This is a genomic window from Corynebacterium sp. HMSC074C01 (assembly GCF_001814605.1).
Taxonomy (GTDB): Bacteria; Actinomycetota; Actinomycetes; order Mycobacteriales; family Mycobacteriaceae; genus Corynebacterium.
Genome location: NZ_KV817255.1, coordinates 1 through 25,779, shown reverse-complemented (window position 1 = coordinate 25,779; position 25,779 = coordinate 1). Strand labels below are relative to the sequence as shown.

The following is a 25,779-nucleotide window of genomic DNA, read 5'->3' as shown; positions in this document are numbered from 1 at the left end:
CAACGAGAAATAGAAGGATGACAGTACGTGGCTCGTGACTACTACGGCATTCTTGGTGTAGAAAAGTCGGCGTCCGACGCCGAGATTAAGAAGGCCTACCGCAAGCTGGCGCGCAAGTACCACCCGGACGTGAATCCGGGCGATGAGGAGGCCGCGGAGAAGTTCCGCGAGGCTTCCCTTGCACAGGAGGTTCTGCTTGATCCGCAGAAGCGCCGGGTTGTGGACATGGGTGGTGACCCCATGGAGGAGCGCGCGGCCCAGGGCGGCGGCTTTGGTGGTTTCGGTGGCGGCGGCCTCGGGGATATCTTCGCCGAGTTCTTCGGCGGGGGAGCGGCCTCCCGCGGCCCGCGTTCCCGCGTGCAGCCGGGCGATGATGCGCTCCTGCGCACCACCATTACTCTTGAGGAGGCCTATAGCGGCGTCAAGCAGCAGGTCAAGGTCGATACTGCCGTGGTCTGTGACCGCTGTGAGGGCTCCGGTTCTGAGTCCAAGGCCAAGCCGGTGACCTGTGATCACTGCGGCGGCATGGGCCAGGTTCAGGAGGTCCAGCGCAGCATGCTGGGCAACATGATGACCACCCGCGATTGCCCGAAGTGCTACGGCTTCGGTGAAGTAGTCACCGACCCTTGTGGCCACTGTGGCGGCGATGGCCGCGTGCGCAAGCGCCGCGATATTACGGTGAATATCCCCGCCGGCATTGGTGATGGCATGCGCATCCGCATGGCTTCCCAGGGCGAGGTCGGCCACGGCGGCGGTCCTGCTGGTGATCTTTATGTCGAGGTGCACACCGAGCCGCACCCCGTCTTCGAGCGCAATGCCGATGACCTGCACCTAACTGTTCGCGTGCCCATGGTGGATGCGGCTCTGGGCTCTTCCTGTACCGTCGAGCAGCTCGACGGCGAGGAGCTCACCATCGATATCGCGCCGGGCACCCAGCCGGGCGAGTCCATCACCCTCCAGGGCAAGGGCATGCCGCGCCTGCGCACTGACGGCTTTGGCAACCTGCACGCCCACGTGGACGTGGTGATCCCGACGGACCTGGATAAGAAGACCCGCGAGGCCCTTGAAAAGGTCCGCAATGCCGGCCACGGCGGCACCGAGGTGCACCGCGCCGACGACGAGCACGGCGAATCCCTCTTCAGCCGCTTCCGCGATAAGTTCCGCCGCTAATGTCTCTGCCCGTCTTCCTCCACCCGGACCTGTCCCTCGCCGAGGTCGGCCAGCCCGTGGGCCTCGATGGCGCGGAGGGCCGCCACGCGGTCACCGTCAAGCGCATGGGACCAGGGGAGCACCTGGTCCTGATTGATGGCTCCGGGCGCCGCGTCACCGCCACCATCACTGATACGCAGGGCAAGGACACGCTGGCCGCGCTTGTCGACGACCTCGTAATCCTCCCCGAACCCTCCCCACGGGTGGTCGTGGTCCAGGCCATCCCAAAGTCGGAGCGCGCCGAGTTGGCCGTCGACCTGGCCACTCAGGCCGGGGCGGATGAGATCATCGCGTGGCAGGCGGATCGCTGCGTGTCCAAGTGGGATGCCAAGAAGGCCCCGAAAGCCTTAGGCAAGTGGGAATCTGCGGCCGTGGCGGCCGCCAAGCAATCGCGCCGCGCGCGCGTACCGGCCGTGCGCGGCCCGCTGACCACCCGCCAGCTGTGCCAGGAGATTTCCGGCGCCCGCGCCTTGGTCCTCCACGAGGAAGCCGAGGTTCGGCTCAAGGACCTTGCTGACCTCGACTCGGCCGAGACCATCTACCTGCTGGTGGGCCCAGAGGGCGGCATCGGCGCGGAGGAGCTAGCCCGCTTGCAGGAGGCCGGTGCGACGGCGATCAAGTTGGGGCCGGAGGTGTTGCGGACGGCGTCGGCAAGCATGGTGGCCTTGGCCAGCATCGGCACCCTGACCGCGCGCTGGTAGCCTTTTGGGCGTGCCTATTATCACCACCAAGTTTGATCTCGATTCCGCCTACCTCGCCACGGTGCTGGGTCCGGCGGACGATAACCTGCGCGTTTTGGGCAACCTCGTGGGCGTGGACCTCTTCGCTCGCGGGACCACAGTCACGGCTGCCGGTCCCGATTATGAGGTGGCGCGTGCCCGCAAGGTCCTCGAAGAGCTCGAGGCAATTGCGCGCCGCGGACATCCGGTGAGCACCGATACCGTTAAGCACACTCTGGACCTTGTCACGGTGGATGCTCCCGCTTCCGTGTCCGAGACGCTCGCGGCGGATATCGTTTCGCGCCGCGGCAAGGCTGTGCGGCCGAAGACTCTTGGGCAATCGCGCTATGTGCAGGCTATCGATGAGAACACGATTGTCTTCGGCATTGGTCCCGCCGGTACCGGCAAGACCTACCTGGCGGTGGCCAAGGCGGTGCAGGCCCTGCGCGCCAAGCAGGTCAGCCGCATTATCTTGACCCGCCCGGCGGTTGAGGCGGGGGAGAAGCTGGGCTTTCTGCCCGGTACCCTCAACGACAAGATCGACCCTTACCTTCGCCCGCTGTACGACGCTTTGCGGGACATGATCGATCCGGAGATGATTCCGAAGCTCATGGAGGCCGGCATCATTGAGGTCGCCCCCTTGGCCTATATGCGCGGACGCACGCTCAACGATGCCTTCGTCATCCTTGACGAGGCCCAAAACACCACGCCGGCGCAGATGAAGATGTTCCTGACTCGCTTGGGCTTTGGCTCCACCATCGTGGTAACCGGCGATATTTCCCAGGTGGACTTGCCCGGCGGCCAGGTCTCCGGTCTGCGCCTGGTGCGCCGCATTTTGAAGGGCGTGCCGGATATCCACTTCGCGGAGCTGGGCGCGGCCGACGTTGTGCGCCACCAGCTGGTCGGGCGCATCGTGGAGGCTTACGATAACTTTGCTGAGCAGGAGGAGAAGAAATGAGCATCGAATTTATTAACGAGTCCGGTTATGACGGCGTCAACGAGGAGATGCTGATCGACGTCTGCTCCTACGCCCTCGGCCGCCTCGACGTTAACCCGGATGCCGAGTGCACGATTACCGCCGTGGATCTGGATACCATCGCGGAGCTGCACGTGCGCTGGATGGACTTGGAAGGTCCGACCGACGTGATGAGCTTTCCCATGGATGAGCTCACCCCGGGCGCTACCGGCGGGCGCCCTGACGCCGCCGAGGCCGGACCGGCCATGCTGGGCGATATCGTGCTCTGCCCGGAGTTCGCGCAGCGCCAAGCCACCGCCGCTGGCCACTCCTTGGGCCACGAGCTGGCCCTGCTGACCGTGCATGGATGCCTGCACCTGCTGGGCTATGACCACACCACCGCGGCGGAGGAAAAGGAAATGTTCGGCCTGCAGAATGAGCTGCTGGCGGACTGGTACGAGGACCTGGCAGCACGCGGCGTGAGCTACCAGCCCAAGCCCTCGGGCCCGAAGGCCTTCCCGGATGCCGCCGAGCGCGCGAAGCTCGATGAGGAAGTTCCCGGCGGCGGAATCTAAAGCGGCCCAATCGTTGAGGTGCTGCGTGGGGCGTAGCACAATAGGGGATTATGAACATCCTCTCCATTCAGTCCCATGTCACCTTCGGCCACGTGGGCAACTCCGCAGCAGTCTTTCCACTTCAGCGCGCCGGCCATGAGGTGTGGCCGATTCACACGGTGAACTTCTCCAACCACACCGGTTATGGCGATTGGGGCGGGCCGATGATTCCCGCGGAGGAGGTCACGGCGATTGTGGATGGCATCGAGAAGCGCGGCGCCTTCCCGCGCATCGACGCAATCTTGTCTGGCTACCAGGGCGGCCCGGACATCGCCGGTGCCATCGTGGATGCGGTGAACCGCATCAAGGCTGTGAACCCGAAGGCCCTCTACGCCTGCGACCCGGTCATGGGTAACGCCAAGTCCGGCTGCTTCGTCTCCGATGAGATTCCGCCGCTGCTGCGCGATAAGGTCGTTCCGGTCGCGGACATCATCACCCCGAATCAGTTTGAGCTGGGCTACCTGACTGATTGCGAGGTGGGCACCCTGGAGCAGACCCTCGCTGCGGTGAAGCGCGCGCAGGAGATCGGCCCGAAGACCGTGTTGGTCACCTCGGTGCAGCGCCCGGAGACCAGCGAGGACGAGATTGAGATGCTCGCCGTCGATGGCGAGCGCGCTTTCCTAGTCGCTACCCCCAAGCTGCCGTTCAAGCGCAACGGCTCGGGCGATGTCACGGCCTCGCTTTTCACTGGCCACTACGTGGAAACCCACGATGCGAAGGAAGCGCTCAAGCGCACTGCGTCTTCGGTCTACGATTTGCTGCATAACACCTATGAGGCGGATTCCCAGGAGCTGCTGCTCATCGAGTCGCAGGATGTCTTTGCTAACCCGCAGCTGCAGTTCCGGGTGGAGGAGCTCTAGCCGTCAATCCGTGACTGCCCTGCGCGCGCGTTCGCGGCCTGGCGTGGATGCCTTGACCCGGCGTCATGTCCTGGCCCCGCCAAGGTGCCCGGCAAACGGCATCTCGCAGAAGGCATCTGTCAGAAGGCGTTTTCACTCCTAAAAACGCCTTTTGCTGCGTCCAGATGGCGTTTTTGCGGTCAAAGACGCCGTTCGGAAGACACCATTTGCAAGATGCCATTTGGCGCAAGCTTTTTCGCAGTCACCATGCGGCGGATAACCTCGCGCCATCAGCTTTTACTCTCACCTCACTGCTGCTTTCCCGGCCCACCTTCAACGATGTCGTTTCCATCCACAAGGTTCTACTCAGATGGTTCGGGTCAGAAGGTTCTCTTGGGGGCAAACAAACCTTCTGGAGGTCGCTAGATGGTTCGTTTGGGGGCAAAGAAACCTTATGACCAGAACCGTCTGACTCGAACCCTATGCAGGCCAGATAAACCCCGCGCGAGCACAGAAGGTCCCTCTAGTCTGGTCCCTTCGCACACTAAAGGGACCTTTCAGTACGCGAAAACCACCACCAGATGGTCCCTTTGCACAGAGAAGGGACCAGAGTAGAAGGACCAAACTACAAGGCCCCTCGGCAGGAAGCTCTCAGGGCCGCACGTCGAGAGCCAGAGCAGAGCGATACAACAAGAACGGGACTCGGCAGCTCGTGCGTTATGATATGAGGCAATATGAGCACTGATTTCGATGCCGCCTTCGCCGACCTGCCAGCCGAGGGCGAAGCTAACGCCGCCGACTATTCGCAATACACCGACACGCCCGAGGGCTTCCGCTCCGGCTTCGTGTCCTTCGTCGGCCGCCCCAATACCGGCAAGTCCACCCTGACCAACGCGCTGGTGGGGCAGAAGATCGCCATCACCGCCGACCAGCCGGAAACCACCCGCCACCCCATCCGCGGTCTGGTCCACCGCGAGGATGCGCAAATCGTCCTCGTTGACACACCCGGCCTGCATCGCCCGCGCACCTTGCTCGGCGAGCGCCTCAACGAGGTCGTCAAGGACACCTACGCAGACGTCGACGTCATCGGCCTGACCATCCCCGCGGATGAGAAAATCGGCCCAGGCGATCGTTGGATTCTGGAGAACGTCCGCAAGGTCGCCCCGAAGACTCCCATCATCGGGATCGTCACCAAGCTGGACAAGGCCTCCAAGGACCAAGTTGGCGCCCAGCTTGTAGCCCTCCACGAGCTGCTCGCTGAAGAGAACCCCGATGCCGTGGTCATCCCAGTTTCCGCCACCGAGCGCGTGCAGCTGGATGAGCTGACCCAGGTCATCGTGGACCACCTGCCCGAAGGCCCCAAGTTCTACCCCGATGACCATGTCACCGACGAAGACCAGTCCAAGCGCATCGCCGAGCTGATCCGCGAGTCCGCGCTGTCTGGCCTGAAGTACGAGCTCCCGCACTCCGTGGCAGTCGAGGTCGACGAGATTCTGCCCAGCCAGGAGCGCCCCGACGTCCTCAACGTCCACGCCATCCTCTACCTGGAGCGCCCCGGCCAGAAGCGCATCATCGAGGGCAAGGACGGCCGTCGCTTCCGCCGCATCGTGGGCACCGCCCGCAAGGAAATCATCCAGCTGCTCGGCCAGAACGTCTACCTTGACCTGCGCATTAAGGTGCTCAAGAACTGGCAGTCGGACCCGAAGGCGCTGGGCCGCCTGGGCTTCTAGAAGCGGGGGAGCTTCTACATGCGCGAAAATTTCCGCGACCGCGCCCTCGTCATTCGCTCCTATGATTTTGGCGAGGCGGATCGCATCATCGTGCTCTTGACCCGCCACCACGGCCTCGTGCGCGGGGTGGCCAAGGGCGTTCGCCGCGCCAAATCGCGCTTCGGCTCGCGCCTGCAGCTCTTCGTCAACCTCGACGTGCAGCTCTACCCAGGCCGCAACCTCTACACCATTTCCCAGGCCGATACCGTGGATTACTTCGGCGCGCGCATCATCGAGGATTATGAGCGCTACACCGCCGCGTGTGCTGCGCTCGAATCCGCCGAGCGCCTCGCCGCTGCCGATGCCCCCGGCGATCCCTACCTTTATGAGGCCTGTGTCGATGTCCTCGACAAGCTTCAGCACGGCGATCCGCTCATGCTTCTCGACGCCTTCCTCCTCAAAGCCATGTCCCACGCCGGCTGGGCACCCAGCCTTTTCGATTGCGCCCAGTGCCAAAGGCCCGGCCCCCATCACGCCTTCCACCCGGCCGTGGGCGGAGCCGCCTGCCACCAATGCCGCCCGCCAGGGGCCGCCGAGGTAGACCCGGAAACCCTGCACCACATGTGGCTTATTGCCCACGACCACCCCAGCCAGCCGACCAATGCCCAAGCCCAAGAGGCCCACCGCCTCACCCGCGCGCACCTGCAATGGCATCTTGAGCGAAGCGTTGGCGCGCTGGGGATCATGGAACAGTAGACTGTAATCCGTGATTACGCCTGACCCGAACCGAGTTCTTCATCCGCCCGCTATCCCGCAGGAGTTCTTGCCGCGCCATATCGCGCTGGTCATGGACGGCAACGGCCGCTGGGCGGAGGAGCGTGGCATGAAGCGCACCGAAGGTCACCGTCGGGGAGAGGCAGTGCTTCTCGACGTCGTCGATGCCTGCCTTTCCCTCGGTGTTCCCTACCTTTCCGCCTATGCCTTCTCCACCGAGAATTGGCGCCGCAGCGCGGAGGAGGTCCGCTTCCTCATGGGCTTTAACCGCGACGTGCTGCGCCGCCAGCGCCACTGGCTCAATGAGAGGGGAGTGCGCGTGGTGTGGGCCGGCCGTCGCCCGCGCCTGTGGCGCTCTGTGATCAAGGAGCTTGAGGCCGCCGAGGAGCTCACCAAGGACAACACCAAGATGACCTTGGTGATGTGCGTGAATTACGGTGGGCGCGCCGAGCTTGTCGACGGCATCCGGGAACTCGCCGAGCAAGTCTCCCGTGGCGAGCTCGACCCGCGCTCCATCAACGAGAAGACGGTGAGCTCGGTGATGTATGACCCCGATATGCCGGACGTGGATTTGTTCCTGCGCCCTTCCGGCGAGAAGCGCACCTCGAATTTCCTGCTGTGGCAGTCGGCCTATGCAGAGATGATTTACCAGGACAAGCTCTTCCCGGATTTCACACCGGAAGACCTGTTCGCTGCGGTAGAAGAGTACGCGCGGCGCGACCGCCGCTTCGGCGGCGTCAAGTAGCCCGCATCCGCGTAACGCCCGAAACTAATGTTTCGGGCCTTAGTTTTGGGCGCGGCACTCGGCGCAGATGCCGAAGATTTCGGCATCGTGCCCGGTGAGCTCGAAGTCGTGCTCCTTGGCTACCGAGGAGGCCCACTCTTCAATCGGGCCGCCATCGATTTCTTCGGTGCGGCCGCATTTGGTGCACACCAAGTGGTGGTGGTGCGCATCGCTCTCGCAATGGCGGTAGAGGGTCTCGCCGGAGGGCATGTGGAGCGCGTCAACAGCTTCAATCTCCGAGAGTGATTGGAGCGTGCGATAGACGGTGGTGAGGCCGACTTTCTGGTTACCGTCGAGAAGCGCCTGGTGAATGTCCTTGGCAGAGACGAACTTGTCGAGACTGCGCAGGACCTCAACGACGGCGGTGCGCTGGCGGGTATTGCGAGCGCCGAGTTTGGGAATACTGTCGTGGATGGCCATAGGGCTTAGTTTATCAACACACTTCCATTAAGAGGTGGCCAGTGAGGCGTCGCGAAGCAAAGGCAGCACTTTAGGGGCCACCAAAGAGTAACGGACTTCGCGGCCGGTGCGCTCGCTGTCGACGATGTTCGCGCGTTTCAAAACCCGCAGGTGCTGACTAATAAGTGGCTGCGATTTGCCGGTCGCGGAGACCAGTTCGTGGACGTAGTGATCGCGCTCGGCCAGGCGCTGGATGATGTCGATGCGCAACGGTGAATCCAAAGCGCTAATGACGGAGGCAGCCGCCGCCAGATCGAGGGGAGGGGTGTCAGTCTGGGTGTTGGTCACGCCGTTCACCTTCAGTCATTTCTATCGGTGGAGAGTTAAAAAGAGAGCTATCGGCACTATAGCTGAAGAATGCGGAAATGTGTATAAAATGCACCACACTTCTGGGGTGAAGGCACGCGGTGCTAAGGGGCACGCTAGACTAGGCCGCACTGTATAAAGACTGTCCCCTACCAGAGGAGTCCCATTAGCTATGGCATCCGTCATTGATACCGTCGTCAGCCTGTGTAAGCGCCGCGGCTTGGTCTACCAGGCAGGTGAGATTTATGGCGGTTCCCGCTCTGCGTGGGACTATGGCCCGCTTGGCGTCGAGCTCAAAGAGAACATCAAGCGCCAGTGGTGGCGCCACATGGTGCAGTCCCGCGATGATGTCGTGGGTGTCGATACTTCTGTGATCCAGCCGCGCCAGGTGTGGGTCTCCTCCGGCCACGTTGAGGTCTTCACCGACCCGCTGGTGGAGTCCAAGCACACCGGTAAGCGCTACCGCGCCGACCACCTGATTGAGGCCTACGAGGAAAAGCACGGCCATGAGCCGGCCAACGGCCTTGCGGATATTAATGATCCGGAGACCGGCCAGCCGGGTGACTGGACCGAGCCGAAGGCTTTCTCCGGCCTGCTCAAGACCTTCCTGGGTCCGGTCGATGATGAGCAGGGTCTGCACTACCTGCGCCCGGAGACCGCGCAGGGCATCTTCGTGAACTTCAAGAACGTGATGACCTCGGCGCGTATGAAGCCGCCGTTCGGCATCGCCAACATTGGTAAGTCCTTCCGTAACGAGATCACCCCGGGTAACTTCATCTTCCGCACCCGCGAGTTCGAGCAGATGGAGATGGAGTTCTTCGTCAAACCGGGTGAGGACGAAGAGTGGCACCAGTACTGGATCGATGACCGCTTCAACTGGTACATCGACCTCGGTATCAAGAAGGAGAACCTGCGCCTCTACGAGCACCCGCAGGAGAAGCTTTCCCACTACTCCAAGCGCACCGTGGACGTGGAATACGCCTACAACTTCAAAGGCTCCAAGTGGGGCGAGCTGGAAGGCGTGGCCAACCGTACGGACTACGACCTTTCCGTGCATACCAAGGGCTCGGGCGAGGACCTGTCCTACTTTGACCAGGAGGCTGGCGAGCGCTGGACCCCGTACGTCATCGAGCCGGCTGCCGGCCTGGGCCGCGCCATGATGGCCTTCCTCATCGATGCTTATGACGAGGAGGAGGCCCCGAACGCCAAGGGCGGTACCGATAAGCGCGTGGTGCTGCGTCTGGACCGCCGTCTGGCTCCGGTCAAGGTGGCCGTGCTGCCGCTGTCCAAGAAGGAAGAACTGTCCACCCCGGCCCGCGAGCTGGCCAACAAGCTGCGCGCCAACTGGAACGTGGAGTTCGATGTCTCTGGTGCCATCGGCCGCCGCTACCGCCGCCAGGATGAGATCGGCACGCCTTTCTGCGTGACCTATGACTTCGACACCCTGGAAGATAACGCGGTCACCGTGCGTGAGCGTGACTCCATGGAACAGGAGCGCGTCAAGCTCGATGAGCTTGAGGCTTACCTGGCCGCCCGACTGATCGGCTGCTAATGCACTACACCAGCTGGGACCGCAGTGACCGCCAGAATCCGGTCCTCCTCGTGGGGGAGGGGCCGGCGTCGTTGGGCATGTTCCAGGAACGCTCGGCAGATGTGGAAGGCGAGCACTGGCGCTTGGGCCTCGATGATCTGGGCGCGTCGGTGACCTTGGAAGATGACCGCGTCTACCGCCTGGCGGGCAACCCCAAGCGCGATAAGCGTTTGGAGGCCTCGCTGGATGGGCGCACCTTTGCCTTCATCAACGAGGCCGGCGGGGACTGGATTGTGGAGGACCACGAGGGGCTGAAAATCGCCCAGTTCTCCTCCAAGAATTCTGGCGTGCGCAGGGCCATTCTCGAGTTTGAGGGCGAAGACAGCGATGATTCCGATGATCTCAGTCATTCGGAAATTGCTGCGCTGAGCTGGTTTACGCGCGTCATTTTGGAGGCTCGGACGCAGAAGACCGCGGTCCCGATTATCGCGACGCTGCTGCTCATGACCATCGTTGCCATCATCGCGGTGCTTCTCTGATGCAACGTTGGGTGTGGCGCGACGGGGCGTTGGCGGATGGCGCGGGCGAGGTCATCGCCCGCGTGAGCCCGACGGGCCTGCTGCTGCCCGGCACGGGCACTACCATCGCCTTCGAACACACCCCGGGCGCGCGCCGCTTCACCGTGCGCGGGGCCGACTTTTCCGCGGAGCAGGCCAGCTTTACGGTGAATAAGCTGCGCGCGCTCTGTCAGGGCCGCGAGTACTTGCTTGAGCGCACGAATCCTTTTCGCCGCGAGCGCCGCATTCTCGCTCTGTCTGGCACCACCGCCGAGGTCGCCCGCACGACCCCGCGGGGCCGCGGCCTCGAAGTCGCGGTGGGCGAGCTTCCCCTTCCGGACGCCGTCTTCACCAGCTACTGTTGCCTGCTTCTCGACGGCCCCACCCGCCCCCTTCGCACCTAACCCACCTTCCGCGCTTTTGCCCATTTGCGCGCCTGACCCAGTTTTCCGCTCACTCACAGACGGTCCTTCTAGTTTGGTCCCTTAAGAGTGCAAAGGGACCATGTGGCGAAAGTTTTCGTCTGATAGATGGTCCCTTTACTGGGCAAAGAGACCAGAATAAAGGCACCAAACTAAAGGGACCTTCCGCGATATAGCCAGAACTGGCGTGGAAACTTGGGTGATTCATTAAAAAGGGGAGCTCTTCTAGCATCCTTGCTCGGCTTGGTATGCCGGTAGAGGGTTCCAGTCAGATGGTTGCAGTCATAAGGTTTGTTTCCCCCCAAACGAACCATCTAGCTCGGTGCAGAAGGTTTACTTGCCCCCAGGTAAACCGTTTGACTGAAACCTTTTGAGAGAAGCCTTTTGCCGAGAACCATGTGCATGACTGGTTCACGCCTACCGTGTGTTTGCACCACCCCGTATCCGAGGAGCTGATTGGCCGGCTACCGAGCCGGGGTTCAGTCGCCCGATGTGTGCACAGGAAATGTGGCAGACGGTATCTCACAAATGGCATCCAGCAGAAGGCATCTGACAAATGGCGTCTGACAAAAGGCGTCTTTGAGGCTGAAAACGCCATGTAGAGGGCGCAAAAGGCGTTTTTATCTGTGAAAACGCCTTCTGGAAGATGCCTTTTGCAAGGTGCCTTTTGCGAAATGCGGCGCTTGCCTTTCGTGAGATGCCATGCGGGACCGCCCCGGTTATGAGATGCCGGGTGTGGGCCGCGGGCTTCGAGGCCTAGGTGAGGGGAAGGGGAAGAGGGGCTGGGAGGAGCTGGTGCGGGGAGAGGACGGAGAAGTGGGTGAAGCCGGCTGGGAGGGCCTAGGTGCGGGGCAGGGGGAAGGGGAGAGGGCGGCTAGAAGGAGCCGCCGCGGAAGCCACCTCCACCGCCGCCGCCCGAGAAACCGCCGCCGAAGCCGCCACCACCGGAGAAGCCTCCGCCGAAGCCGCCACCGTGGCCGCGGGAGCTGCCGCCGCCGAGAATCTGGCCGATAACCATGCCGGTCAAAATGTTGCCCGCGGCATCGGTGGCCTGGCGGCGCTGCTCTTGACGGCGGTAAGCCTCCAGGTCTTCCTTCGCGCGGTTAAGCGAAGTCTGCGCGGCAGAAGCGGCGTCGCGGGAGTAGTTCAGCGCCGCGCGTAGGTCCTTGGAAGCGGAGTTTTGGGCTTGGGCGAAGAGGCGGGTGGCATCGGCAAGCGCGACGCGCGCATCGGGGCCCACCACGCGACCACGCGAGGACAGCAAGTCCTCCGCTGCCTGAATAGCGGACTCGGCCGCAGCAATCTGCTGGCGGTAAAGCGTGATTTGGCGCTCGCGGGTGGCGTTGGTTTCGCGGACGGTATCGAGCTGCTCATCCAGCTTGCTATCCAGAGCCGTCAGTGCGGTGTACTGGCCCAGCGGGTCTGCTTTTCCGTGCTGACGAGCCGCACTGAGCGCCTCCCGCGCCTGGCCAAGCAGTGACTCCAGCGCGGACCAATCCGCCGGGGAGCCCTGGGCCTTGCCGCGCTGCTCGAGGTGCTGTGCTTCAGCAATTTCTTCCTCAACCTCATCGATGAGCGCCGGCAGGTTATCGCGAGCCGCCGTGATTGAGTTCTCCGCATTCTCCACACCGTTGAGCAGGCGGTCGGAGACCTCCAGCGCGTGCTCGGCATCGCGGATATAGCCCGCCAAAGGACCCTGCTGCCCGGCCGGCTGGGACTGCAGGTCCCTGCCGCGCGACAGCAGCTTCTCGGCCTCGGTGAGTGAGACCTCCGCCATCTCCGGGTTATCCGCAATGGAGGACAGTACCTCCTCGGAATAAGAGCCGCTGAGAGTGGACAGCGTCGTGCGCGCCTGCGGCAGGCGCCCGCGCAAGTCCACCGTGCGCTGGGTCAATTCATCGAGCTTGGAGCCGGCGTTGATGAGCAAATCGCGCATCTTGGCAAAGTCGGCAGCCTGCTCATCCAGCGCATCATCGGCCTGCCCGCAGGAGGAGATAATCTCCACCAGCATCTGGCGGCGCTCCGCTGTCGATTCCGGCAGGTTGTCCTGAAACTTCTGCTGCAACTGGAAAGCCTTCTGCAACGTCAGCGTGGAGTGGTTCATCGCGCGCGTGAACGGGCGGGTGCGCTCAGGGCCGAACTCAGCCACCGCAATATCCAGCTCCTCCTTGCCGCGGCGGATCGATTCATCCGTGGAGACCAATTCCTCTTGGGCCAGCTTCTCCAAAGTCGCCATATCCAAGCGGTCGAGCTGTGCGGTATTACCCGGCTCAATCTGGCGCGCGGATTCGAGCGTGGCCGCCGAGTCCTTCTTGGTCTTGCGCCGGCTCGCCACCACAATCCCGCCCCCCGCCAAAGCCAGCGCGCCGGCGCCGCCAGCCAGCCACAAACCACCAGAACCATCGGAATCAGAAGCAGCAGAAGCCCCAGAAGAGGAAGAAGAACCGGAAGCGGCAGCGTCGACAAGCGCGAGTGCGGAAGCGCCGAACTGGCGCCCGTCGGCAAGCTTGGCGTAAGCCGCGTCATACATCGCGTCCAGGCGCCCGCGCGGCCAGTCATTGCCCGTCTGCACGCCCACGGTGGAATCATCCACGCCCACCACATAGGCTGCAGAATTCGGGCCTTTGGCCTTCACAATCTCATCCGCATAGCTCTCCGCACCCTCCGGGAGCGTTGAGGCAAAGACCACGAAAATCACCACGTGGTTCTCCTGCTGCAGCGCGGCAATCTTGTCCTCCAACTCGGCCTTCTCCGAGTCCGAGAGCACCCCCGCCTCATCCGTCACCTTATCCGTGAGCGAGGCCGCCTCCGGCGCGGCAACAACGAAGTCCGCAGCCAGGGCGGGGCTAGCAGTGGCCAACCCCAACACAAGAGCAGCAAGGGCGGCGCGACCAAAACGAGCAGCAGTAGTCATGCGCACCACGATACCTTCCCGCACAGCGCTAAAGTGGTCAGGCAGTGAAGTACGTTATTGTCCTCGGCGCCGCACAGTACGACGGGCGCCCCTCCCGCATCCTTCGCGGCCGCGTGCGCTTCGCCGCCGAGTACGCCGCCGCGCACGACCTGCCCATCATCACCGTCGGCGGGAAGCTGCCCGGCGATAGGTTCACCGAAGCCGGGGTGGCACGGGCCTTGCTTGACGACGCACCCCTCACCGTCACCGCCCTCGAAGAAGGCCTCGACACCCGCAGCGAGCTGATTGCTGCGCGCGAGGAGCTCGGCGTGAGCGAGGCCGTCATCATCACCGACCCGCTCCACCGCCTGCGCACCTTCCTCATCGCCCGCCAAGAGGGGATTGCAGCCACGGTGCTGGGCACGCCCTATTATCCTTCCCCGCGTTTCTCCATTCCGTGGTGGCGTTACCTGGCCCACGAGACCGGCGGCCTAGCTTACCTGGGCTTGCGCACCTTGCTGGGGGAGAAGCGCACCGAAGGCGTGCGCGCGGCCTTCTACCGCATCGAGCGCATTATCCGCCCCAACCAGGCCCTGCGCCACCGCGTCATTGGCGCGAGGCAGACCCAGGAAGACCAGGACTCCGCCTAAACTTAAAACCCGTGAGCTATTCCTATCGCGCAGAAGACGTCGCCCGCCTGGCTTCCGAGTCCCCCAAAGGCTCGGCCCTGCTCAAAAGCGAGGAACACCGCGGCGCCTTCTCCCGGGACCGCGCCCGGGTCCTACACTCTGCGGCCCTGCGCCGGCTGGCGGATAAGACCCAGGTGGTGGGCCCGCGCGATGGCGATACCCCGCGCACCCGGCTTACGCACTCCCTGGAGGTCAGCCAGATCGCCCGCAGCATCGGCGCTGGCTTAGGGCTGGACCCGGACCTGTGCGACATGGCAGGTCTGACGCACGACATCGGCCACCCGCCCTACGGCCACAACGGTGAGAACGCGCTTAACGAAGTGGCCCTCGGCGGCTTCGAGGGCAACGCCCAGACCCTGCGCATCCTGGCCAAGCTGGAGCCCAAGGTGGTCCTGGATACCCCGGCGGGCCCGCGCAGCTATGGCCTCAACCTCACCCGCGCCTCACTTGATGCGGCCTGCAAATACCCCTGGACCAAGACCAACCCGGATGGCACAACCAACCGCAAGTACGGCGCCTACGACGAAGACATAGACGTCCTAGAGTGGCTGCGCCAAGGCCACGCAGATCAGCGCAAGTCCATGGAAGCCCAGGTCATGGACTGGTCGGATGACATCGCTTATTCGGTCCACGATGTCGAAGACGGCATCATCTCCCGCCGCATCTCTTTGAGCGTGCTCTGGGATCTGGTGGAGCTGGCTAACCTCGCGGACAAGGGCGCCAAGGCCTTCGGCGGTACCGCCGATGAGCTCCTCGAGGCCGCCGACCGCCTGCGCCAGCTGGATGTCATCAATGCCATCGGCAATTTTGATTACTCCTTGCGCTCTTATGCCAACTTGAAGAAGATGACCTCCGAGCTCGTCGGCCGCTATGTTGGTGCTACCGTCTCCGCCACGCTCGCGGCTAATGACGGCCCGCTTGGTCGCATGCACGGCGACCTCGCCGTCCCACCGGGTGCGGTGGCGGAGGTAACCCTGCTCAAGACCATCGCCGTGCTCTATGTCATGGATGAGCCCGCCCACCTGGCCCGCCAGGACCGGCAGCGCGAGCGCATCTACCGCGTCTACGACTACCTGGTGGCCGGCGCGCCGGGCTCGCTAGACGCCACCTTCGCCCTGTGGTGGAAGCAAGCCGACACCGACCTGGAGCGTGACCGCGCCATCATCGACCAGATCGCCTCCATGACGGAATCCCGCCTGGAGCGCCTGGCGCAGCGCAGCGCCGACCTCTTCGGCTTCCTCAGTTAGACAGCAGCTAGCCAGCACCCAGACAACACCAAGCCCAGCAGGGCAGTGCCCCATGCAACGGCGCGGCACAACACGAGATGCCTGTCACCCGATAGTTGAACACCGTTCATGTGAGCGTTACATAGCTGACAACTCTTCTTAAAACCGGCCACCTAACCCCAGGCAGGTCCGCCTGCCGCCAGGCCGCCCTTGATGCCTGCCCGCAGCGGAAGTCTCTTCATTTGCGTTAACTGTCAAGGAATTTTTGTGTCTCAAAAGAAGTCTCAGAAAAAGCTGCATAAAGCCGCGCTCATTGCCTCTATCAGCCTCGTTGGCTCCAGCCTCGTCTCTCCCGCACTCGCCTCCGCCCTGGACCTGCCTCAGGCAGACATCCTGGATCTCTCCTTTGAGAACGGGGTCATCAGCAACTCCGCCTCCGATGCCGAGCCGCTGAAGATCGGCGAGCCCACCGTGGAGCAAGACAGCGTGCTCGAGCGCCCCGTGGCCCATTTCGATGGCCGCAAGGATGCCGTCGGCTTCGATATCGGCGATAAGTTTGACCAGATCAAGGACGGCTTCACTGTCGAGTGCGTCTTCCGCTACGACGGGGAGTTCGACGGCAACGAAAAGAGCCTTTGCGCCAATAAGGAAGCTGGCGGCTGGGCCATGGTCATCTACGGCGACCAGCTGACCTTCACCGTCAACGGCAGCGATGGCTACAAGAAGGCCCAGCAGCAAGTGGAACCGGGCCAGTGGTACCACGCGGTCGGCGTCTATGACGGCACCAAGAGCGAGCTCTACGTCAACGGCGCCAAGGTAGCTGAGAACACCGAGATCAACGGTGAGGTGACCAAGCCCAAGTCCAACTCCACCGCCGTGATGATCGGCGCGGACTCCGGCCGGGATAACGCCGCCCAGTTCTACTCTGACGCCGTCGTGAGCGAGGCGCGCATCTTCTCCGATCCGCTGGGCGAAGAAGAGATTTCCGCCCTCTATGAGGACTCCAACCTGAGCACCGACAAGAAGGCGGAAATCACCGGCTCCACCCCGAGCACCGGCCAGCATCTGACGGGCCCGGTGACTTTCGACGTCCAGTTCAACGACGCCGCCCTCATCTCCCGCGAGCTCACCTATACCCTGGACGGCGAGGAAATCGAGCTCGGGCAGGAAATCGGCGCCGGCCTCAAGGAAGGAAACCACTCCATCCAGGCCGAAGGCCGCGATGTCTTTGGCAACCCCATCTCCCAGGCCATCGATTTCACCTCCGGCAACCTCCCGGGTGCTGCCGGCACCGACTCCACTCCGAGCGGTGAGGGCGTGACCATCTCTGCCCGCGCCGACAACCCGAGCGGCGGGGAAGTGGAGACCACCTTCACCGAAGCCGATGTGGTGGTAGCAGACAAGGGCTTCCAAGGCACCTTCACTGATATCCCGGAAAGCCTGGACTTTGAGTACGAGGACGGCGAGGACTTCGACAAGGCTCTCAACCCGGACAACGAGGACGCCCAGGAGACCAGCTCCACCGAGGACATGCCTTTCCAGCGCTTTGACCTCAAGGTCAAGGACTCGGAGAAGAAGGCCCACGACATCGCCTGGTTCGGCACCGTGGACCCCAAGCGCTCGGTGCGGCTTATGGTCTGGAACACCAAGAGCAATAGCTGGGAGAAGCTAGCCGAAACCCGCGGCGCAGCCGACGCTGAAGTAAGCCTCAGCGCGGAAGTCAACCAGGACTTCGTCGACGGCGGAAGCATCCACACCATGCTGGTGGGCTATGACGTCTTTGCCGATGACCTCAACGAGCCCGTCAACGAGCAGTTCGCCGACACCAGCGACTATGACTTCGCCATTGCCCACCACACCGATACCCAGTACCTCTCCGAAGGCGCGGTAGAAAAGGCCACCGCCGAGGAGCGCAAGAAGTGGGAAGAAAGCTACACCGCAGCCACCCAGTGGATTGCCGATAACGCCGACGAGCGCAAGATCGCCTACTCCGCACATACCGGCGACATCATCGAGAACTGGATTGGCAAGGACAATGACCGCCCCAATGCCAAGAAGGAATTCGAGGTAGCTTCCAATGCCCAGAAGATTCTGGAGGACGCCGGCGTGGTCAACGGCGTGCTGCCGGGCAACCACGATAACCAAAACGGCGCTGATGTCGGCGCCGGCAACCTCTACAACGAGTACTTCGGTCCGGAGCGCTACGAGGCCCAGCAGGGCAAGGGTAAGTGGGCTGAGCAGGATGCCTCTTACCACCCCTATGCTGAGGGCGATAACGACAACCACTATGACCTGTTCTCCACCAATGGCATGGATTTCATCGCCCTGCACCTGGGCTATGACGTCACTGAGGAGGAAGCAGCCTGGGCCGATAAGGTGCTCAAGCAGTACTCCGACCGCAACGCCATTCTGCTGACCCACGCCTACCTCAAGCCTTCCGCGAGCTCGGATGGCCGCGGCTCGGACTTCTCTCACGATGGCGTGATGGTCTATGAGAACGTCATCCAGAAGAACCCCAACGTGGCGCTTGTGCTGGCCGGTCACGAGCACGGCGTATCCATTGTCACGCGCAAGGACGTTGGCCACACCAACAACCACGTGGTGGAGCTTCTCGCGGACTACCAGTTCTACGAGGTCGGTTCCGATGAGCTGGGCCTGACGGAGATCGGCGACTATGACGGCGACACCGGCCTGCGCTTTGGTTCCAGCTACCTGCGCCTCCTGCAATTCGATCTGACGAATTCAGAGATGATCGTGGATACCTATTCGCCGCTTCTCGACGACCACAATGCCACCGAGTACGACGACCGCCAGCGCTACAACGGCCACGAGGACGAGTTCCGTATTCCGATCCAATTCCAGACCCGCAAGACCAGCTTTGCGACGAACTCCATGCTCGCCTTGACCGATACCGGCAAGGAAATTGGCAAAGACACCGCCAAGTCCGGTTGGCCCGCCAGCGTGACCTACAAGGACGTCAAGGCTGGCGAAGCCTATGGCTGGTACGCCACCTCCGCCGATGTCTCTTCTAAGGAAGACACCAAGCCCGGCATCGTGCGCCAGTTCGGTGTCTTCACCGCGCAGGAGCAGGAAAAGGAGAAGGATAACAAAGCACCTGAGCTCACCGTCCCCAGCGACAAGCTCACCATCACCAAGGGCGCTGAAGCCAACCTTCTCGACGGTGTCAGCGCCAAGGACGATAAGGACGGTGACCTCACCGACAAGGTGAAGGTGGTGGGCAACATCGACACCGCCAAGCCGGGCGTGTACTCCGTCACCTACACCGTCACCGACTCCGCCGGCAACCAGGCCCTGGCCTCCCGCGTCGTGGAAGTCACCGCCGGCAACCAAAGCGACAACACCGACAACGGCTCCAGCGACAGCAGCAGCGACAGCGACAACAGCTCCAGCAGCTCGAGCAATAGCGGCTCGAGCAATGGATCGAGCCGGGGTACGGGCAGTGTCCTCCCCGCCATCCTCGGCGCCCTCTTCGGTGCCGCAGGTGCCACCGCGGTCATCGCCGGCCTGCTGAACTACCTCGCCCCTGAGGTCCGCGACACCATCAAGCGCGCCCTCGGCCTCTAAGGCCTAAGGCCCCAGGCTGGGGCCAGCACCGACTGGCCATAACCACAGCCGGGCCACAACCCCCGGGCCACCACCTCACTAGCGCACCAGCGCAACACCCTGGTCCTCCAGCACCATGCTGATGGGGGCCAGGTCTTCTTCCACCATGTCGAAATCCGCAGCGATTATCGCCACGATGTGTTGCTCGCGGAGGAAGTCCGCCAAGGCATCAAGGTTGCGCGGCGCGCCGGAGGTGCAGCCGCGCAGGCGGCCGAGCGCGCCATAGAAGTCCTCGCGCGTGCGGATGGGTTCAGTGATGAGAATGCGTTGCATGCCTTAGTCCTCCGCGTCCGGGATACTGCAGAAGCTTTCGTAGTGGTCATCGGTGTAGTACCAGACATCCGGGTCGGTCTCACTGCCGCCACCGGTAACAATGCGTTTGGCCCCGCGGTGCCCAATCCCCGGCGTTTCCACGGTGTATTCGCGGTAGTAGTTCTTTGCCTGCTGCGGCAGCACGCCCTCATAGTTTCCGAAACGCACGTTGTCATTATCCGGATAGTCATAGGGCCCGCCGGCCAGGATGTCCTCGGCGGTCTCGTGGGCCTCCTCCGGCAGGGAATCCATGGCGCAGGTGGGCAGGCCTGACTCGCCCTGCTTGGCCGCATCCCCCTCATCCCCATTGCTGTCACCGGACGCACCAGATTCTGCAGACGCACCAGCAGCAGAAGACGGCGCTGCCTTCTGGTCCGCACCATCGCCGGAGCTACCAAGGTCAATACCGAAGTAGCCCGCGACGAGGACCAGAACCGCGCCACCGATGAGGGCCGGCAGCGACTTTTTGGAGGGGGAGGATTGGGACATGGCCCCATCATTGCAGCTATAAGGCCTGAAACAGAAATCCGGAGCAGGCCTTTTCCCAATCCCCACCGCAGGGTGTTTGCGGATGTGGGACTAGGTGGCCTGGCTCCACCCAGCCGTGGGTACCTGTGTGTCCTATAGGCGGGGTAGTCTGTACGCATGGCACGAGGCAGAATTCCGGATAGCGACATCCAAGCTATCCGTGAACGCGCGCCTATTGATGAAATCGTGGGCGAGTACGTTCAGCTCAAACCCGCTGGTTATGACTCTTTGAAGGGCTTGAGCCCGTTCAAGGATGAGAAGACCCCGTCTTTCCACGTGCGCCCGCAGCGCGGCTATTATCACTGCTTCTCCACCGGCAAGGGCGGAGATGTCTTCAGCTTCCTCATGGAGATGGAGCAGGTCTCCTTCCCGGAGGCCGTTGAGGCCGTAGCCCAGAAGATTGGCTACCACATTAATTACCAAGGTGGCTCCACCGGTGCGCGCGATGAAAAGCCCGGCACTCGCCGCCGCCTTATTGCCGCGAACAAGGCTGCGCACGAGTTCTACCGCCAGCAGCTAGAAACCCCGCAGGCCGCCGCCGGACGCGAGTTCCTCCTAGACCGTGGCTTTTCTAAGGAAATCATCTACGAGTTTGAATGCGGCTATGCCCCGGAGGGCTGGGATACCGCCACCAAGCATCTGCTGCGCATGGGCTTTTCTTTTGAGGAGCTGGAAGCTGCCGGTATTTCCAAGATGGGCAAGCGCGGCCCCATTGACCGCTTCCACCGGCGTCTGCTGTGGCCCATCAAGGACCTCTCCGGCAACGTCATCGGTTTTGGCGCGCGCAAGCTTTTCGACGACGACAAGCTGGGCAAGTACATGAACACGCCCGAAACTATGCTCTATCACAAGTCCAAGGTGCTCTTCGGCCTGGATTTGGCTAAGCGCAACATTGCGGAGCAACACCAAGCCGTGGTGGTGGAGGGCTATACGGATGTCATGGCCATGTACGCCGCGGGCGTAAAGACTGCCGTGGCCTCCTGTGGTACCGCCTTCGGCGCGGAACATCTACAGGTGTTGCGCCGCCTTATGCTGGATGATTCCTATTTCCACGGCGAGCTCATCTACACCTTCGACGGTGATGAGGCCGGCCAGAAGGCCGCTATGCGTGCCTTTGAGGGCGAGCAGAAGTTCACCGGCCAGTCCTTCGTGTCCGTCGCCCCGGACGGGATGGATCCCTGTGACCTGCGCCTGGAGCGCGGCGATACTGCCGTGCGCGATTTGGTGGCGGACCGCATCCCCATGTTTGAGTTCGTCATTCGCTCGGTCATCTCGGAATTTAGCATCGACTCTGCCGAAGGCCGCCTCCAAGCCCTGCGCCGTGCGGTGCCCGTAGTCGCACAAATTAGAGATCAACCTTTGCAGCGCGAGTACGCCCGCCGCCTGGCCGGCTGGGTGGGCTGGCCGGACCCGGAAGAAGTACTCCACCAAGTACGCCAAGAGGCCCGCAAGCCGAAGAAGGAACAGCGCCCGCGCTTTGCCTCCCTGGAGGAGACCTCCTCTGCGCCCGCGCAAACCAACGCCCCCGTCATGCACATCCCCGGCCCACGTGAGCCACACCTGTGGCCGCAACGTGAGGCCCTCAAGCTGGCCCTGCAGTACCCGCAGATCGCCGGCAGCTACTTCGACGGAATCACCGACGACGCCTACTCCAACGAGGCCTATCGCACCATCCGCCGCGCTATCTCCACCCTCGGTGGCGTGACCGCCGGTGCTGAGCAACCCGGCGTGGAGTGGCTGGCCGCCGTAGCTGGCGAAATGCCGGACCTCATGGCCCGCAACTTCGTCTCTGAGCTGGCCGTGGAACCCATTAAGCTAGGGGAGACCGGCAACCCCGATACCGACCTTGAGGCCTACGCCGATTCCGTGCTCTCCCGCCTCCAGGAAGCCCGCGTGGGCGACCAAGTAGCCCAACTCAAAGCCCAACTCGGCCGCATGCGCCCCTCCGACGATGAAGAGTCCTACAACTCACTCTTCGCCGACCTCGTCGCCCTCGAGCAGGCCCGCCGCGAGCTCAATGACCGCGCCTTCCGCGGCGTGCGTTAACCAGCGCTTTAATCTTCGTCCGGCTCGTAAATCCGATCCGGCTGCACTCCATCCGCGGCGCCCCGCTTGCCGCGGCGCCCCTTGTTGTAGTCCTTAAGCTCGCGCATGCGCGGCTCTGGGTCTAGGCGGTTGGCCACAGCCTTGCGCGCGGAGCGCACCGCGGCCTTTGTGGCGGGGGAGTTGACGGCCTTCTCGTAGGCGCCCTTAATTTGGTGATAGCGCTTTCGCCCAGCCTTGGTTCCAAAGACGTATCCGGCGGCAGCACCCACAACAAATTGGATCATTGGAAACTAGTCATCCCCTTACTTCAAGCCGGCACAAGAGCCAGCGTTTGCGTACAACGTACAGGAAACGTGCAATTCTCATGAACAGCCTACCTGCCTAGGCAGTCTTGGGCAGGTGGCGGTGGGGCAGTGGATACTCCAGGACGAGGGGAATAGATATGACGAGAACTCTTCCCATAATGCATTCGCTTCAGTTAACTTAATACCTGTGAAGACTTCTAAGCATACGTATGCGGCATCGGCAGCCGTAGCGATGTCAGCGCTGCTCACCGCCAGCGTGGCGGCAGCTGAGCCCCGTACCGCCGGGCTCGAAGAGCCACGAGAAGTCACCGTGAGCGAGGACTAGCGCTCACCTTCCAGAAGCTAGGCCATGTGCGCGACGTATAAGCGCTGTAGACTCTTATGGAGATTCTCTCCCGGTAAAAACGAAGGATGTCTATGTCTAAGCCAAAGATTATGACCGTGTACGGAACCCGCCCTGAGGCCATCAAGGTGGCACCGGTCATCAAGGCGCTGGAGAAGGATGAGCGTTTTGAATCCGTAGCCGTCTCCACTGGCCAGCACAAGGAAATGCTGGAGCAGGTCAACACCATGTTTGGTATTGAACCAAAGCTGGACCTTCACCTCATGAAGCCCGGTCAGGGCCTCAATGAGATTGTCTCTCGTGCGCTCATGGGGCTCGACGAAATCATTGATGCGGAGCAGCCTGATGTCATTATTTCTCAGGGCGATACCTCGACTGCAATGACTGCAGCACTTGCCGGCTTCCACCGCGGTGTAAAGATCGTCCACCTCGAAGCAGGTCTGCGCACCGGCGACATTTACTCTCCGTTCCCTGAGGAAGCTAACCGCAAGCTGATTGGTCAAGTAGCCGAGCTACACCTTGCTCCGACGGCAGGCTCGATGGAGAACCTACGCCGTGAGAACGTGCGCTCCAAGGACATTGCGGTTACAGGCAATACTGTCATTGATGCTCTCCTAGAGGCAGCCAGCTGGGATACCGCGTTTGAGGATCCTGCGCTGCAGGAAGTGGCTGAATCCGACAAGCGTCTAGTTGTGGTGACCACCCACCGCCGCGAAAACCTTGAAGCGATGAAGGAAATCGGCGGCGCGGTCAAGGACCTTGCGGAAGATTACTCGGACATCAACTTTGTCCTGCCGCTACACCTGAACCCAAAGGTTCGTGAAGCTGTGCTTCCGGAAGTCGAGTCTTTGCCCAATGTTCTCATCACGGATCCGCTTCCGTACGATCAGTTCACCAAACTGCTTGACCGTGCAACCATCATCCTCACTGATTCCGGCGGAGTCCAGGAGGAAGCACCAGCACTGGGTAAGCCAGTCCTAGTCATGCGCCAGAACACTGAGCGCCCTGAAGCTGTTGTTGCTGGCACTGTGAAGCTTGTGGGTACCAACCGTAGCCTCATCGTGGCGGAAGCCAAGCTGTTGCTTGACGATGACGCCGCGTACACCTCTATGGCCAATGCCGTAAATCCCTATGGCGATGGCAAGGCGGCTGAACGTGCCGTTGCCGCTATTGCCGAGCTCCTCGGTGTAGGGGAGCGCCTGCCGGACTTTGACCCAGGGATTGAGCTATAGCGAAATGAGATGAATGAGGCAGGCACCTATTTCCAGTTGCCCTGCCCATTCATGCGGTTCCACGTAAGGTGAAGCCATGGAACCACGCGACATAAAATGCACTAATTCTCAACGCACCACAGCTTCTCAAGTCCTAGCTGACGCGATGTCCGTCGGCCAACTCAGCGTCGCCGAATTTGAGGAACGTTCTTCTGCATGCGCCGACGCGTCGACGCGCGGCGAGTTGCTCGACCTCGTTTCAGATCTCCTTGAGGATCCAGGATCGGTACTCTTTGGTAGCCATGAGGTCGCCTTAAAGAGCTCTCACGCGATGAACACTGTGGATAGGGAGCTTGCTTCTACTGTTGACCGCGCACTAGCTCAAGTCGAACCATCCGTGAGTGGTGCTCAGAGCCTTTCCTTGGGCATTTTCGGTGGCACCACGGTTCGAAGTACTCCCATCGCCTCTCGCCACACCACAATGGGTATTTTGGGTGGGACAGACGTAGACCTGCGCGGTGCTGCACTTCGAGAACACGTAACCACCATTCAAGCGGTTGGAATCTTTGGCGGTGTCGACGTATGGATTCCCGAGGGCTTCCGCGTCCGAGTTAACGGCATCGGCCTTTTCGGCGGGCATGACATCAAGGTTGACCGTGGGGCTATTGATCCGGCCGACCTACCTGCTAGCGCTCCAGAGGTTGTCGTCAACTGTTTTAGCCTCTTCGGTGGTGTGGACGTGCACGTTGTGAAGCGATGAATTGGTCTAGTAGGCGGGATATCTAGAGGCCAAGAAGCAAGGGTAAAAACTTAAGGCTCAATTCGGTCGTGTGTGTTCGTACAAAGGAATGGCTCATCAAGTTGGGAGCAAACTAGCGGCTGAGTACCTCAACAGATTCGTCTTCAATTTCTCCGTTCTTGACTGTGATATCGCAGGAATAGAAGTGGCGTACTGGTGTGCCCCATCCGTTGGGGAAGTCGACAGTGCCAAACCCGACATACACCCGAGTGCTGTCGGTGATGGAGGCACTTGTCCCAAGCTCAATTTCTTCCGGAAAAGACACTCCGCCGGGATATTTAGCATGGAGAGTGACATATTTTTCGCAGTGCTCGATAGCGGCTTCATAGTCTTTTTTCTCATTGAACTTGAGCCAGCCGTAAAAGCTGATGCAGGCAAAGAGTACAGCGGCCGTGATAATGGCGGCCCAAAATTGCCATCGATGGAGTAGGGGCGTTTAGGCCTTTCGAATTGCTCAAAAGGCTGGGCCGGTAATTGCACGTTCAAGGGGTATTTCTTCTTCACTATTAATGGGCCTTTCACCGAGAGAACTTCAGTGGCGTAGTGGGTGGGTAAACGGGCAGTTTAGGTTAAGGACCAGTTGCTAAGTATCTAGATCCTCAATAAGAGTAGTCGACGAGTGATGAGGTCGTGGATACTTTTGGTTGTAGCTATTCCCTTGGTTGGCATGTCTGTCTCGACGAGATGGAGTAGTGGTACTCAGGGGTTTGGGCTTAAGGGACATTTCGTGTGGATAAACCGATACGGATTCTCGGGGCAGCCTGGGATAATTCCTTGATCTTGATTTTGAATCGGTTCCAACGGCCCGATCTGTGAAATCAACAACGGATAACACTAGGTCTGTGGTAGGTAAGCCGCAGCTGGTGCGGTTAGGCCAATTCCTATGGCGACGGGCCTGACCCCCGGAAAGTGGACACGTCGGGGG

General features: G+C 61.7%; 25 protein-coding genes. 19 read left to right on the top strand and 6 right to left on the bottom strand.

All coding sequences use genetic code 11. The features are described 5' to 3' along the window. The first annotated feature begins 27 nt into the window (after positions 1–27). The 8 genes from dnaJ (at position 28) to HMPREF2978_RS01500 (ending at position 7,564) form a co-directional block, all read left to right on the top strand. Complete coding sequence (gene dnaJ / locus HMPREF2978_RS01535) at positions 28–1,170, top strand: molecular chaperone DnaJ (RefSeq protein WP_070525539.1); 1,143 nt, start codon at positions 28–30, stop codon at positions 1,168–1,170. Further along, on the top strand, positions 1,170–1,910 hold the full coding sequence (locus HMPREF2978_RS01530; protein WP_070525537.1) for a 16S rRNA (uracil(1498)-N(3))-methyltransferase: 741 nt from the start codon (positions 1,170–1,172) through the stop codon (positions 1,908–1,910). Before dnaJ ends, HMPREF2978_RS01530 begins: the two co-directional genes overlap by 1 nt. A gap of 10 nt (positions 1,911–1,920) precedes the next feature. After that, positions 1,921–2,886, top strand: coding sequence for a PhoH family protein (locus HMPREF2978_RS01525; protein WP_070525535.1), 966 nt, complete (start codon positions 1,921–1,923; stop codon positions 2,884–2,886). Beyond that, entirely contained in the window at positions 2,883–3,458 is a 576-nt protein-coding gene (gene ybeY, locus HMPREF2978_RS01520; protein WP_070525533.1) for an rRNA maturation RNase YbeY, read from the top strand. Before HMPREF2978_RS01525 ends, ybeY begins: the two co-directional genes overlap by 4 nt. A 50-nt stretch (positions 3,459–3,508) precedes the next feature. Then, entirely contained in the window at positions 3,509–4,357 is an 849-nt protein-coding gene (gene pdxY, locus HMPREF2978_RS01515; protein WP_070525531.1) for a pyridoxal kinase PdxY, read from the top strand. Positions 4,358–5,070: 713 nt separating this feature from the next. Continuing rightward, entirely contained in the window at positions 5,071–6,066 is a 996-nt protein-coding gene (gene era / locus HMPREF2978_RS01510; protein ID WP_070743750.1) for a GTPase Era, read from the top strand. 18 nt (positions 6,067–6,084) lie between these two features. Next, on the top strand, positions 6,085–6,801 hold the full coding sequence (gene recO, locus HMPREF2978_RS01505; RefSeq protein WP_070525526.1) for a DNA repair protein RecO: 717 nt from the start codon (positions 6,085–6,087) through the stop codon (positions 6,799–6,801). A gap of 10 nt (positions 6,802–6,811) precedes the next feature. Then, positions 6,812–7,564, top strand: a complete 753-nt coding sequence (locus tag HMPREF2978_RS01500) for an isoprenyl transferase (RefSeq protein WP_070743743.1) — start codon at positions 6,812–6,814, stop codon at positions 7,562–7,564. A gap of 39 nt (positions 7,565–7,603) precedes the next feature. Here the strand turns inward: HMPREF2978_RS01500 and HMPREF2978_RS01495 are convergent, their stop codons facing one another. Together HMPREF2978_RS01495 and HMPREF2978_RS01490 are read right to left on the bottom strand one after the other, a co-directional pair. Next, positions 7,604–8,023 (bottom strand): Fur family transcriptional regulator, encoded by a 420-nt coding sequence (locus HMPREF2978_RS01495; protein ID WP_070743741.1) that lies wholly within the window; start codon positions 8,021–8,023, stop codon positions 7,604–7,606. Between the two features lie 27 nt (positions 8,024–8,050). Then, positions 8,051–8,350: an ArsR/SmtB family transcription factor gene (locus HMPREF2978_RS01490; RefSeq protein ID WP_070446677.1), complete on the bottom strand. Its 300-nt coding sequence runs from the start codon at positions 8,348–8,350 to the stop codon at positions 8,051–8,053. Between the two features lie 190 nt (positions 8,351–8,540). Between HMPREF2978_RS01490 and HMPREF2978_RS01485 the strand changes: the two genes are divergently transcribed. Genes HMPREF2978_RS01485 through HMPREF2978_RS01475 form a run of 3 tightly spaced genes read left to right on the top strand, consistent with a single transcriptional unit; the run spans position 8,541 to position 10,860 of the window. After that, a complete protein-coding gene (locus tag HMPREF2978_RS01485) occupies positions 8,541–9,920 on the top strand; it encodes a glycine--tRNA ligase (protein ID WP_070743739.1) in 1,380 nt (459 codons plus the stop codon). After that, complete coding sequence (locus HMPREF2978_RS01480) at positions 9,920–10,438, top strand: hypothetical protein (RefSeq protein WP_070743737.1); 519 nt, start codon at positions 9,920–9,922, stop codon at positions 10,436–10,438. Before HMPREF2978_RS01485 ends, HMPREF2978_RS01480 begins: the two co-directional genes overlap by 1 nt. Then, positions 10,438–10,860, top strand: coding sequence for a hypothetical protein (locus HMPREF2978_RS01475; protein ID WP_070743734.1), 423 nt, complete (start codon positions 10,438–10,440; stop codon positions 10,858–10,860). The genes HMPREF2978_RS01480 and HMPREF2978_RS01475 overlap by 1 nt, the downstream gene beginning before the upstream one ends. Positions 10,861–11,752: 892 nt before the next feature. On the opposite strand, the gene HMPREF2978_RS01470 is transcribed toward HMPREF2978_RS01475, so the two are convergent. Continuing rightward, positions 11,753–13,792 carry a TPM domain-containing protein gene (locus tag HMPREF2978_RS01470; RefSeq protein WP_070743729.1) on the bottom strand — a complete coding sequence of 680 codons (2,040 nt, stop codon included), beginning with the start codon at positions 13,790–13,792 and terminating at the stop codon, positions 11,753–11,755. Between the two features lie 44 nt (positions 13,793–13,836). On the opposite strand from HMPREF2978_RS01470, the gene HMPREF2978_RS01465 reads away from it, so the two are divergent. From HMPREF2978_RS01465 to HMPREF2978_RS01455, 3 genes are all read left to right on the top strand, one after another. After that, entirely contained in the window at positions 13,837–14,421 is a 585-nt protein-coding gene (locus HMPREF2978_RS01465) for a YdcF family protein (RefSeq protein ID WP_070743726.1), read from the top strand. Between the two features lie 11 nt (positions 14,422–14,432). Further along, entirely contained in the window at positions 14,433–15,707 is a 1,275-nt protein-coding gene (locus HMPREF2978_RS01460; RefSeq protein WP_070743723.1) for a deoxyguanosinetriphosphate triphosphohydrolase, read from the top strand. Positions 15,708–15,953: 246 nt separating this feature from the next. Then, positions 15,954–19,271, top strand: a complete 3,318-nt coding sequence (locus HMPREF2978_RS01455; protein ID WP_070743720.1) for a LamG-like jellyroll fold domain-containing protein — start codon at positions 15,954–15,956, stop codon at positions 19,269–19,271. 78 nt (positions 19,272–19,349) lie between these two features. Here HMPREF2978_RS01455 and HMPREF2978_RS01450 read toward each other — a convergent pair whose 3' ends face one another. After that, the gene (locus HMPREF2978_RS01450) at positions 19,350–19,583 is read right to left on the bottom strand and encodes a barstar family protein (RefSeq protein ID WP_070525502.1); all 234 of its coding nucleotides are present in this window, start codon (positions 19,581–19,583) and stop codon (positions 19,350–19,352) included. 3 nt (positions 19,584–19,586) lie between these two features. Then, positions 19,587–20,111, bottom strand: a complete 525-nt coding sequence (locus HMPREF2978_RS01445) for a guanyl-specific ribonuclease (RefSeq protein ID WP_070743717.1) — start codon at positions 20,109–20,111, stop codon at positions 19,587–19,589. A 156-nt stretch (positions 20,112–20,267) separates the two neighbouring features. Here HMPREF2978_RS01445 and dnaG point away from each other — a divergent pair, with 156 nt between their 5' ends. Continuing rightward, positions 20,268–22,196 (top strand): DNA primase, encoded by a 1,929-nt coding sequence (dnaG, locus tag HMPREF2978_RS01440; RefSeq protein ID WP_070743714.1) that lies wholly within the window; start codon positions 20,268–20,270, stop codon positions 22,194–22,196. 8 nt (positions 22,197–22,204) lie between these two features. Here dnaG and HMPREF2978_RS01435 read toward each other — a convergent pair whose 3' ends face one another. After that, complete coding sequence (locus HMPREF2978_RS01435; protein ID WP_070446667.1) at positions 22,205–22,480, bottom strand: hypothetical protein; 276 nt, start codon at positions 22,478–22,480, stop codon at positions 22,205–22,207. 208 nt (positions 22,481–22,688) lie between these two features. Here HMPREF2978_RS01435 and HMPREF2978_RS13150 point away from each other — a divergent pair, with 208 nt between their 5' ends. The 4 genes from HMPREF2978_RS13150 (at position 22,689) to HMPREF2978_RS01415 (ending at position 25,284) form a co-directional block, all read left to right on the top strand. Beyond that, complete coding sequence (locus HMPREF2978_RS13150) at positions 22,689–22,826, top strand: hypothetical protein (RefSeq protein WP_168160907.1); 138 nt, start codon at positions 22,689–22,691, stop codon at positions 22,824–22,826. Positions 22,827–22,918: 92 nt separating this feature from the next. After that, complete coding sequence (gene wecB / locus HMPREF2978_RS01425; protein ID WP_070743705.1) at positions 22,919–24,076, top strand: non-hydrolyzing UDP-N-acetylglucosamine 2-epimerase; 1,158 nt, start codon at positions 22,919–22,921, stop codon at positions 24,074–24,076. Positions 24,077–24,152: 76 nt separating this feature from the next. Then, positions 24,153–24,815 carry a DUF1707 SHOCT-like domain-containing protein gene (locus HMPREF2978_RS01420; RefSeq protein WP_070743702.1) on the top strand — a complete coding sequence of 221 codons (663 nt, stop codon included), beginning with the start codon at positions 24,153–24,155 and terminating at the stop codon, positions 24,813–24,815. Positions 24,816–24,903: 88 nt separating this feature from the next. Beyond that, on the top strand, positions 24,904–25,284 hold the full coding sequence (locus HMPREF2978_RS01415) for a hypothetical protein (RefSeq protein ID WP_070743699.1): 381 nt from the start codon (positions 24,904–24,906) through the stop codon (positions 25,282–25,284). Positions 25,285–25,779 lie beyond the last annotated feature (495 nt).

What these genes read in the sequence shown, in the direction of transcription:
- HMPREF2978_RS01445 (WP_070743717.1), bottom strand. Translation starts at nt 20,111, where the DNA reads ATGTCCCAATCCTCCCCCTCCAAAAAGTCGCTGCCGGCCCTCATCGGT.
- HMPREF2978_RS01435 (WP_070446667.1), bottom strand. Translation starts at nt 22,480, where the DNA reads ATGATCCAATTTGTTGTGGGTGCTGCCGCCGGATACGTCTTTGGAACC.
- HMPREF2978_RS01420 (WP_070743702.1), top strand. Translation starts at nt 24,153, where the DNA reads ATGGAACCACGCGACATAAAATGCACTAATTCTCAACGCACCACAGCT.
- ybeY (WP_070525533.1), top strand. Translation starts at nt 2,883, where the DNA reads ATGAGCATCGAATTTATTAACGAGTCCGGTTATGACGGCGTCAACGAG.
- wecB (WP_070743705.1), top strand. Translation starts at nt 22,919, where the DNA reads ATGTCTAAGCCAAAGATTATGACCGTGTACGGAACCCGCCCTGAGGCC.
- recO (WP_070525526.1), top strand. Translation starts at nt 6,085, where the DNA reads ATGCGCGAAAATTTCCGCGACCGCGCCCTCGTCATTCGCTCCTATGAT.
- HMPREF2978_RS01485 (WP_070743739.1), top strand. Translation starts at nt 8,541, where the DNA reads ATGGCATCCGTCATTGATACCGTCGTCAGCCTGTGTAAGCGCCGCGGC.
- era (WP_070743750.1), top strand. Translation starts at nt 5,071, where the DNA reads ATGAGCACTGATTTCGATGCCGCCTTCGCCGACCTGCCAGCCGAGGGC.
- HMPREF2978_RS01480 (WP_070743737.1), top strand. Translation starts at nt 9,920, where the DNA reads ATGCACTACACCAGCTGGGACCGCAGTGACCGCCAGAATCCGGTCCTC.
- HMPREF2978_RS01475 (WP_070743734.1), top strand. Translation starts at nt 10,438, where the DNA reads ATGCAACGTTGGGTGTGGCGCGACGGGGCGTTGGCGGATGGCGCGGGC.
- HMPREF2978_RS01495 (WP_070743741.1), bottom strand. Translation starts at nt 8,023, where the DNA reads ATGGCCATCCACGACAGTATTCCCAAACTCGGCGCTCGCAATACCCGC.
- HMPREF2978_RS01530 (WP_070525537.1), top strand. Translation starts at nt 1,170, where the DNA reads ATGTCTCTGCCCGTCTTCCTCCACCCGGACCTGTCCCTCGCCGAGGTC.
- pdxY (WP_070525531.1), top strand. Translation starts at nt 3,509, where the DNA reads ATGAACATCCTCTCCATTCAGTCCCATGTCACCTTCGGCCACGTGGGC.
- HMPREF2978_RS01415 (WP_070743699.1), top strand. Translation starts at nt 24,904, where the DNA reads ATGGCTCATCAAGTTGGGAGCAAACTAGCGGCTGAGTACCTCAACAGA.
- dnaG (WP_070743714.1), top strand. Translation starts at nt 20,268, where the DNA reads ATGGCACGAGGCAGAATTCCGGATAGCGACATCCAAGCTATCCGTGAA.
- HMPREF2978_RS01450 (WP_070525502.1), bottom strand. Translation starts at nt 19,583, where the DNA reads ATGCAACGCATTCTCATCACTGAACCCATCCGCACGCGCGAGGACTTC.
- HMPREF2978_RS01470 (WP_070743729.1), bottom strand. Translation starts at nt 13,792, where the DNA reads ATGACTACTGCTGCTCGTTTTGGTCGCGCCGCCCTTGCTGCTCTTGTG.